This window comes from Streptomyces sp. S3(2020) (assembly GCF_013044505.1).
GTDB lineage: Bacteria > Actinomycetota > Actinomycetes > Streptomycetales > Streptomycetaceae > Streptomyces.
On record NZ_JABERD010000307.1, the window covers coordinates 1 to 8,429 of the forward strand.

An 8,429-nucleotide genomic window follows, 5' to 3' on the forward strand; every position below is an offset into this window, starting at 1 on the left:
GTTCAAGGGCGCGGGGGCGGCGGGGTCGTATGCGGGTTCGACCTCGGTGTCCTGCGGGGGCCCGGCCTCCGGCACTGTGTCGCTCATGCCCCGACGCTACCCCGAAGGCCCGGTGTACCGTCGATCTCGATGGCCACGATCGAAGAGTGCCGCGCCGCGCTCGAAAAGCTCTCGGACAGCATGCAGCACGCCGAAGGGGACGCCGCCACCGCGGCCGCCCTGGACCGCTCGGTGAGCTGCCGGATCACCGACCTCGACATCACCTTCGTGGGCCGTATGACAGGCGGCCGGATCGTGGTCCAGGACACGCTCCAGGGCGCTCCGAAGGAGAAGGCCCAGATCAGACTGACCATGAAGGGCGACGACCTGGTGGCCCTGGTCGACGGCGGGCTGAACTTCGCCAAGGCCTGGGGCTCGGGCCGGGTCAAACTGGAGGCCGGTCTGCGCGACCTCTTCCAGCTCAGGAAGCTTCTTTAGCCACGACCCTCGCCTCTTCCCGGATGCGCGCCTTCCGCGCCGCCGGCACCACCAGCGGCGTCCCCGTCTCCGGGTCGTCGATGACCTGGCAGCGCAGCCCGAAGACCTCCTCGACCAGCTGGGCCGTGACGATGTCGTTCGGCGCCCCCTCGGCGATGACGCTGCCGTCCTTCAGGGCGATCAGATGCGTGGCGTACCGGGCGGCGTGGTTGAGGTCGTGGAGAACGGCCACCAGCGTGCGGCCCTGCTCCTCGTGCAGTTCAGCACAGAGGTCGAGTACGTCGATCTGGTGCTGGATGTCGAGGTAGGTGGTCGGCTCGTCGAGGAGCAGCAGCGGGGTCTGCTGGGCGAGCGCCATGGCGATCCACACCCGCTGCCGCTGACCGCCGGACAGCTCGTCGACATAACGGTCCGCGAGCTCGGCGACACCGGTCTGCGCCATCGACTCCTGTACGACCCGCTCGTCCTCGGTCGACCACTGGCGCAGGATGCCCTGGTGCGGGTAGCGGCCGCGGCCGACGAGGTCTCCGACGGTGATCCCGTCGGGCGCGATGGACGACTGAGGCAGCAGACCCAGCGTCCGCGCGACCTTCTTCGCGGGCATCGACTGGATGACCTGCCCGTCGAGCAGCACCCGGCCCTGGTTCGGCTTCAGCATCCGCGACAGCGCCCTCAGCAGCGTGGACTTGCCGCACGCGTTCGGGCCGACGATCACGGTGAAGGAGTTGTCGGGGATCTCCACCGACAGCTGCTCCGCGATGACGCGCTGGTCGTAGGCGAGGGTGACGTTCTCGGCGGAGAGGCGGTTCACGGTGCTCCTTCGGGTGTTCTGGTTCGCCCGGGTGTTGTTGTTCGCCGAGCCGCTCATATCCGGCCCGCCTTGCGTTCGGTGACCAGCAGCCACAGCAGATAGACACCGCCGAGCACACCGGTGACCACGCCCACCGGCATCTGGTCGGCGCCGAAGACCTTCTGCGAGATCCAGTCGGCGCCGACCAGCAGGGCGGCGCCCATGCACAGCGAGGGCAGCAGATTCGGTCCGGGCGAGCGGGTCAGTCGGCGGGCGAGCTGCGGCGCGGTGAGCGCCACGAAACTGACCGGACCGGCGGCGGCGGTCGCGGACGCGGTGAGCAGGACGGCGGCGATCATCAGCAGCGCCCGCACCCGCTCGACGCGCACGCCGAGGGCGTTCGACACGTCGTCGCCCATCTCCATCATCCGCAGCCCGCGCGCGTTGCCGAGGACGAGCGGTACGAGGACGGCGCACAGGCCCAGCAGCGGCCACACCTGTTCCCAGTCACGGCCGCTGAGCGACCCGGTCATCCAGACCATCGCCCGGGCCGCGTCGACGATGTCGGACACGGTCATCAGATAGCCGTTGACCGCAGTGAGGATCGCGGACACACCGATGCCGACCAGCACCAGCCGGTAGCCGTGCACGCCCTGCTTCCATGCGAGCAGATAGATGGAGAGCCCCGCCACCAGACCGCCCACCAGCGCCCCGACGGTCACCTCGGCCGCGCTCCCGGAGAACAGCACGATCATCACGAGCGCACCGGCCGTCGCCCCCTGTCCGAGGCCGAGGATGTCCGGGCTGCCCAGCGGGTTGCGGGACACGGCCTGGAACAGCGCGCCGCCGAGCCCGAGCGAGGCGCCGACCAGCAGCCCGACGAGGACCCTGGGCAGCCGCAGCTCGTTGACGATGAACTCCTGGCCCGCGTTCCCGTTGCCGAGCAGCGTCTTGAGCACGTCGCCGGCCGGGATCGGGAAGTCTCCGGTGCCGATGAGCACGACGCTCGCGGCGAGCGCGGCGGCAAGGAGCAGCAGTACGACGGTGAAGGCGCGGACGTCGAGGCGGACCGACAGCCCGCCCGGCGTCCTGATGGCACGGTTGGTCTTCACAGCTGCGCCGTCCTCCGCCGTCGTACGAGAAAGATGAAGACCGGGCCACCGATGATCGCGGTGACGATGCCGACCTGAAGTTCGGAGGGCCGGGCGACGATCCGGCCGATGACATCGGCGCCGAGCAGCAGCACGGGCGACAGGACGGTCGCGTACGGCATGATCCAGCGCAGGTCGGGCCCGGTGAAGGAACGCACGGCGTGCGGCACCATCAGGCCGACGAACACGATCGGTCCGCAGGCGGCGGTCGCGGCCCCGCACAGCACGGTGGCGGCGAGCATCGACAGCGCCCGGGTGCGGTTGAGGTCGGCGCCGAGGGCCTTGGCGGTGTCGTCGCCCATCTCCATGGCGTTGAGCGGCCGGGCGAGCGCGAGGGCGAGGACCGTGCCGACCACGAGGAACGGCAGGACCTGGAGGATGGTCGACTCACTGGCCGAGGACAGCGAACCCACCGTCCAGAAACGCATCTTGCCGAGCGCGGCCTCGTCCGTGATCATCACGGCCTGGAGATAGCCGTAGAGCGCGGCACTGATCGCCGTGCCGGCGAGCGCGAGCCGTACCGGCGTCGCCCCCCGGCTGCCGCCGAGGAACCACACGAGCGCCCCGACCGCGGCCGCTCCGAGGAACGCGAACCAGACGTAGCCGGTCAGGCTCGTGACACCGAAGTACGTCATGGCGGTGACGACCGCCGCGGACGCACCCGCGTTGATACCGAGCAGTCCGGGATCGGCCAGCGGATTACGGGTGAGCGCCTGGAGGACCGCGCCGGACAGACCGAGCGCGGCACCGGCCAGCAGACCCAGCAGGGTCCGCCACACCCGCTCGGAGACGACGACGTCGCCGTACGTCCCCGAGTTCTCGAACAGGCCGTGCCACACCTGCCCCATCGACAGCTCTTTCGCCCCGATCGCGATGCTCGCCAGAGCGACGAGCAACAGGATCGCGACGGACACGAGCAACCCAAGGGCGCGTATCGCCCGGCGGGTTGGGGGCGCGGGAGCAGTCTCCGCGCGCTGTTCGGGGGGACTGTCGACCAACACGCAGTTAGGTTAGCCTACCCTCGGATTCAGCCACGATCCCGCTGCACGGGTTCACAGGCTGGGCACCCCGGCGCCCCTCTCACAGGCCCAGCCGCGCGAGCGCCTTCCCTCCGTCCAGCTCGCACGTTCCCGCACCGGCCGCCGTCCACGCCGCCGCGCACAGCGCCCGCAGCCCGTCCAGGGCCGCCCCCTCACCGTCCAGTTCCAGCCCGTCGGTACCGGCCGTCGCCGTCCAGCCCCCGCACCGGAACCCGCCGTCCGCCTCGGTGACTTCGGGCTGCCCCGTGAGCATCCCGCGCAGATCGGCGTCGACATACGTCGGCCGGTGCTGCGGCGGCGCGGCCAGCAGCTGCGCCCCGTCGGTCACGCCGGTCAGGACGAGCAGCGAGTCGACCTCCCCGTTGAACGCGCCCTCGATGTCCGTGTCCAGCCGGTCCCCGACCACCAGCGGCCGCTCGGCGCCGGTCCGCAGGATCGTCTCCCGGTGCATGGGCGGCAGCGGCTTGCCCGCGACCTGCGGCTCGGCCCCGGTCGCGATGCGCACCACCTCCACCGCCGCCCCGTTGCCCGGCGCGATCCCGCGCCCGCTCGGAATGGTGAGGTCGGTGTTGGACGCGAACCACGGCACCCCGCGCGCGACGGCGTACGAAGCCTCCGCGAACCGCCCCCACGGCAGATCCGGACCCCCGAACCCCTGCACCACCGCGACCGGATCGTCATCGGCCGACTCGACGGGCTCCAACCCCCGCTCCCGCAACGCGACCCGCAGCCCCTCCCCGCCGATCACCAGCACCCGCGCCCCCGCGGGCACCTGCTCACTGATGAGCCGCGCGACCGCCTGAGCCGAGGTGATGACCTCACCGGCCTCCGTCGGTATCCCCAGCTCCGTCAGATGGTCCGCCACCGTGTCCGGCGTCCGCAGCGCGTTGTTGGTGACATACGCGAGACGCATCCCGCCGGCCCGAGCCGTGGCCAACGACTCGACGGCGTGCACGATCGCGCTCCCTCCCGCGTACACCACCCCGTCGAGGTCGAGCAGCGCGGTGTCGTACGCCTCGCTCAGGGCCTGGCCACTGCCCTCGGGCCTCGTCCTGACGCTCTGGCTCATTCCACATCGCTCCTCGCTCGACGGCTTTCCCCCGATCATCCCTCACGCCACCGACACACGTACGATGCCGGGATGAACACCGCAGGTCACTCGGAAGCAACGGCGCGCCGGGGCCTGGAACTCACCCCGTTCCGAGGCCTTCGTTACGACCCCGACCGGGTCGGCAGCCTCGCGGCCGTGACATCCCCTCCGTACGACGTCGTCGTACGCCCCGACGGAGTCGTCCACCTCCAGTCCGCGGACCCGCACAACATCGTCCGGCTGATCCTGCCCCAGGCGACCACCCCGACCGCCCGCAACGAACAGGCGGCCGACACCCTGCGCCGCTGGCTCGCGGAGGGCGTCCTGACCGCCGACCCCGATCCCGGCCTGTACGTCTACGAACAGCGCGCGACCGACGGCATGCTCCAACGCGGCGTCATCGGCACCCTGCGTCTGTCGGACCCCTCTGAAGGCGTGGTCCTGCCGCACGAGGACGTCATGCCGCACGTGGTCGCCGACCGCGCGGCCCTCATGCGCGCCACCTCCGCGAACCTGGAACCCCTGCTCCTCACGTACCGCGGCACGGGCTCGGCGACCGACACGACAGCAGTGGTCGAACGCACGGCCGAGCAGGAGCCACTCCTCTCCACCACCACCGAGGACGGCTACAGCCACCGTCTCTGGGCGATCACCGACCCCGCCGCCGTGGCCGCGATCCAGACCGACCTCGCCCGCCACCAGGCCCTCATCGCCGACGGCCACCACCGCTGGGCGACATACCGCCGGCTACGCGCGGAGCACCCCTCCCCCAGCCCCTGGGACTACGGCCTCGTCCTCCTGGTCGACACGGCCCGCTACCCCCTCCGCGTCCGCGCCATCCACCGCCTCCTGCACGGCCTGCCGGTGGCGGACGCCCTGGCCCCGCTCGAAGGGCTGTTCCGCATCCGCCGTCTCGACGTCCCCCTGACCGAGGCCCTGGACACCCTCGCCGACGCGGCCTGCGCGGGCAACGCCTTCCTGCTCGCCGGAGACGGCGCCTTCCACCTCGTCGACCGCCCGGACCAGGACCTCCTCGCCCGTACGGTCCCCACCGACCGTCCCACGGCCTGGCGCACCCTGGACGCCACGGTCCTGCACGCCACGCTCCTCGACCATGTCTGGCACGTCCCCGAGGACGACCCCACCCGCATCGCCTACATCCACGACACCGCCGCCACGGTCCGCAAGGCGGAGCGCGACGGCGGAACGGCCGTCCTCCTGCACCCGGTCCGCGAGGAGGTCGTCCGCGGCCTGGCCCGCCAGGGCGTCACCATGCCCCGCAAGTCGACGTCGTTCGGCCCGAAGCCGGCGTCGGGCCTGGTGCTGCGCGCGCTGGAACTCTGAGCCGTCGCAGAACGACAGAGGGCGGGATCCCGGTGCTGGGATCCCGCCCTCTGTCACATACGGACGTCAGTCCTTGTCGCCCTCGTCCTCATCGTCGTCCTCGTCCGCTTCCACGTCGTCCGCTTCGGCGACATCCGCCTCCGCTTCCGCCTTCTCGGAAACGCCCTCGGCCTCGACCTCGCCGCCCTCTTCACCGAGCGCGTCGACGAAGTCGACACCGTCCATCTCGGCGAGCCGGTCCGAGGCGTCCGTGCTGCCGTCCTTGTCGGACTCCACGGCCTTCGCGAACCACTCCCGCGCCTCGTCCTCCCGGCCGGCGGCGAGCAGCGCGTCGGCGTACGCGTACCGCAGACGTGCCGTCCACGGCTGTACGGAGCTGGAGGCCAGCTCGGGGCTCTGCAACGTCACGATGGCCGCGTCCAGCTGCCCCAGATCACGCCGGGCACCGGCCGCGACGAGCCGCATCTCGACCTGACCGGCCTTGTCCAGCTTGTTCACGTCGGGCGCCCCGGCCATGTCCAGCGCCTTCTCCGGCCGCCCGAGGCCACGCTCGCAGTCGGCCATGAGGGGCCACAGCTCCGCACTGCCGGTCATCCGCCGCGCGGCCCGGAACTCGGCGAGCGCCTCGGAGTACTTCTGGTTCGCGTACGCCGCGAACCCGGCCGCCTCCCGTACGGCGGCGACGCGCGACGCGAGCCGCAGTGCCACCTTGGAGTAGCCGTAGGCGCCCTCGGGGTCCTCGTCGATGAGCCGGGCAACCATCACCAGGTTCTTGGCGACGTCCTCCGCGAGCGTCTTCGGCAGGCTCAGCAGCTCCTGCTTGACGTCCTTGTCGATCTCGTCGCCCGTGACGTCCTCGGGGATCGGCAGCCGCTTGATCGGCTCGCGGTCCCGGTCCCGGTCCCGCTCATCACGGAAGCGGCCGCCACCGCGCCGGTCGTCGCGGCGGTCGTATCCACCGCGGCTGTCGTCACGACGGTCGTCGCGCCGGTCGTCACGCCCACGGAACCCTCCGGGACGGCCACCGCGGTCGTCGCCGCCACGGAACCCTCCCGGACGGCCACCGCGGTCGTCCCGACGCGGCCCACGGTCACCTCGGTCGTCCCGGCCGCGGAAGCCGCCGCCACCGCGGTTGTCGCCGCCACGGTTGTCGTCACGGCGGAACGCCGGACGGGGCCCACGGTCGTCGCCACGGCGGTCATCCCGACGGTCATCGCGACGCTCGTAGCCGCCGCCACCGCGGTTGTCCCCGCCACGGTTGTCATCACGGCGGAACGCCGGACGCGGCCCACGGTCGCCGCCGCGGTCACCCCGGTCGTCACGCCGGAAGCCACGGTCGCGGTCATCCCCACCGCGGAATCCGCCGCGGTCGCGGTCACGGTCGTCCCGGCGGAAGCCGCCCCGGTCACCGTCGCGACGGTCGTCGCGCCGATCGAAGCCGCCACGGTTGTCGTCGCGACGGAACGCCGGACGCGGCCCACGGTCGTCGCCACGGCGGTCATCGCGCCGGTCGTCGCGTCGGCCGTAGCCGCCGCCACCCCGGTTGTCGCCGCCACGGTTGTCATCACGACGGAACGCCGGACGCGGCCCGCGGTCGTCGTCACGACGCTCCCCACGGTCTCGGTCGTCGCGGCGGAAGGCCGGACGGGGACCGCGGTCGTCGTCACGGCGGAAGCCGCGGTCACGGTCGTCCCGGCGCGGTCCGGTGGGACGGTCGTCACGGCGGAACGCCGGACGCGGCCCACGGTCGCCGTCACGGCGGTCATCGCGCCGGTCGTCGCGACGCTCGTAGCCACCGCCACCCCGGTTGTCCCCGCCACGGTTGTCATCACGACGGAACGCCGGACGCGGCCCACGGTCGTCGCCACGGCGGTCATCGCGCCGGCCATAGCCACCGCCACGGTTGTCGCCACCGCGGTTGTCATCGCGGCGGAAGCCGCCACGGTCGCCACCTCGGTCGTTGCCGCCGTTGCCACGGTCGTTGTCGCGACGGAAGCCACCGCGGTCGCCACGGTCACCGCCGCGGAATCCGCCACGGTCACCGCGGTCGTTGCGGTCACCACTGTCCCGTCGCCGCTGGTCGCGCTCCGGTCGGTCGTCGGGAGAGTTGGTGGACATGGGTGACTCCTGTCTCGGTACTGCAAGCATTGTAAAAACAAAAGGACCCCTGGTCCCAGCTGAACGCTGGGACCAGGGGTCCTTCCAAAGATTGCTCGGCGGTGTCCTACTCTCCCACAGGGTCCCCCCTGCAGTACCATCGGCGCTGTAAGGCTTAGCTTCCGGGTTCGGAATGTAACCGGGCGTTTCCCTCACGCTATGACCACCGAAACCCTAATGGTTTCGAGCGAACAAGCACACTCTTCTGTTATGCGTTCTGCTCTAAGCCGGCAACGGTCGTTGCCTCAGAACTAACACAGTGGACGCGAGCAACTGAGGACAAGCCCTCGGCCTATTAGTACCGGTCACCTCCACCCATTACTGGGCTTCCAGATCCGGCCTATCAACCCAGTCGTCTACTGGGAGCCTTACCCCATCAA

Annotated in this window: 7 protein-coding genes and 2 rRNA genes; 2 read left to right on the forward strand and 7 right to left on the reverse strand. The window is 71.2% G+C overall.

Annotated features, from left to right (window positions below; all coding sequences use genetic code 11):
- The first annotated feature begins 129 nt into the window (after positions 1 to 129).
- On the forward strand, positions 130 to 477 hold the full coding sequence (locus HLK59_RS45685) for an SCP2 sterol-binding domain-containing protein (protein ID WP_171147585.1): 348 nt from the start codon (positions 130 to 132) through the stop codon (positions 475 to 477).
- Here the strand turns inward: HLK59_RS45685 and HLK59_RS45690 are convergent.
- The 4 genes from HLK59_RS45690 to HLK59_RS45705 all read right to left on the reverse strand — a co-directional run bounded on the left by HLK59_RS45690 (position 461) and on the right by HLK59_RS45705 (position 4,527).
- On the reverse strand, positions 461 to 1,345 hold the full coding sequence (locus tag HLK59_RS45690) for an ABC transporter ATP-binding protein (protein ID WP_171147586.1): 885 nt from the start codon (positions 1,343 to 1,345) through the stop codon (positions 461 to 463). The two genes, HLK59_RS45685 and HLK59_RS45690, sit on opposite strands and share 17 nt — an antisense overlap.
- Positions 1,342 to 2,379 (reverse strand): iron chelate uptake ABC transporter family permease subunit, encoded by a 1,038-nt coding sequence (locus tag HLK59_RS45695; RefSeq protein ID WP_171147587.1) that lies wholly within the window; start codon positions 2,377 to 2,379, stop codon positions 1,342 to 1,344. Before HLK59_RS45695 ends, HLK59_RS45690 begins: the two co-directional genes overlap by 4 nt.
- A complete protein-coding gene (locus HLK59_RS45700; protein WP_171147588.1) occupies positions 2,376 to 3,419 on the reverse strand; it encodes an iron chelate uptake ABC transporter family permease subunit in 1,044 nt (347 codons plus the stop codon). The genes HLK59_RS45695 and HLK59_RS45700 overlap by 4 nt, the downstream gene beginning before the upstream one ends.
- 79 nt (positions 3,420 to 3,498) lie before the next feature.
- Positions 3,499 to 4,527 carry an HAD hydrolase-like protein gene (locus HLK59_RS45705; RefSeq protein WP_171147589.1) on the reverse strand — a complete coding sequence of 343 codons (1,029 nt, stop codon included), beginning with the start codon at positions 4,525 to 4,527 and terminating at the stop codon, positions 3,499 to 3,501.
- A gap of 72 nt (positions 4,528 to 4,599) precedes the next feature.
- On the opposite strand from HLK59_RS45705, the gene HLK59_RS45710 reads away from it, so the two are divergent.
- Positions 4,600 to 5,892, forward strand: a complete 1,293-nt coding sequence (locus HLK59_RS45710) for a DUF1015 domain-containing protein (protein WP_171147590.1) — start codon at positions 4,600 to 4,602, stop codon at positions 5,890 to 5,892.
- A 66-nt stretch (positions 5,893 to 5,958) separates the two neighbouring features.
- Here HLK59_RS45710 and HLK59_RS50620 read toward each other — a convergent pair whose 3' ends face one another.
- The 3 genes from HLK59_RS50620 to HLK59_RS45725 all read right to left on the reverse strand — a co-directional run.
- Entirely contained in the window at positions 5,959 to 6,762 is an 804-nt protein-coding gene (locus HLK59_RS50620; RefSeq protein ID WP_206328377.1) for a tetratricopeptide repeat protein, read from the reverse strand.
- A 1,341-nt stretch (positions 6,763 to 8,103) separates the two neighbouring features.
- A 5S ribosomal RNA gene (gene rrf / locus HLK59_RS45720) occupies positions 8,104 to 8,220 on the reverse strand.
- Positions 8,221 to 8,324: 104 nt separating this feature from the next.
- Positions 8,325 to 8,429, reverse strand: a 23S ribosomal RNA gene (locus HLK59_RS45725); the annotation flags it as partial.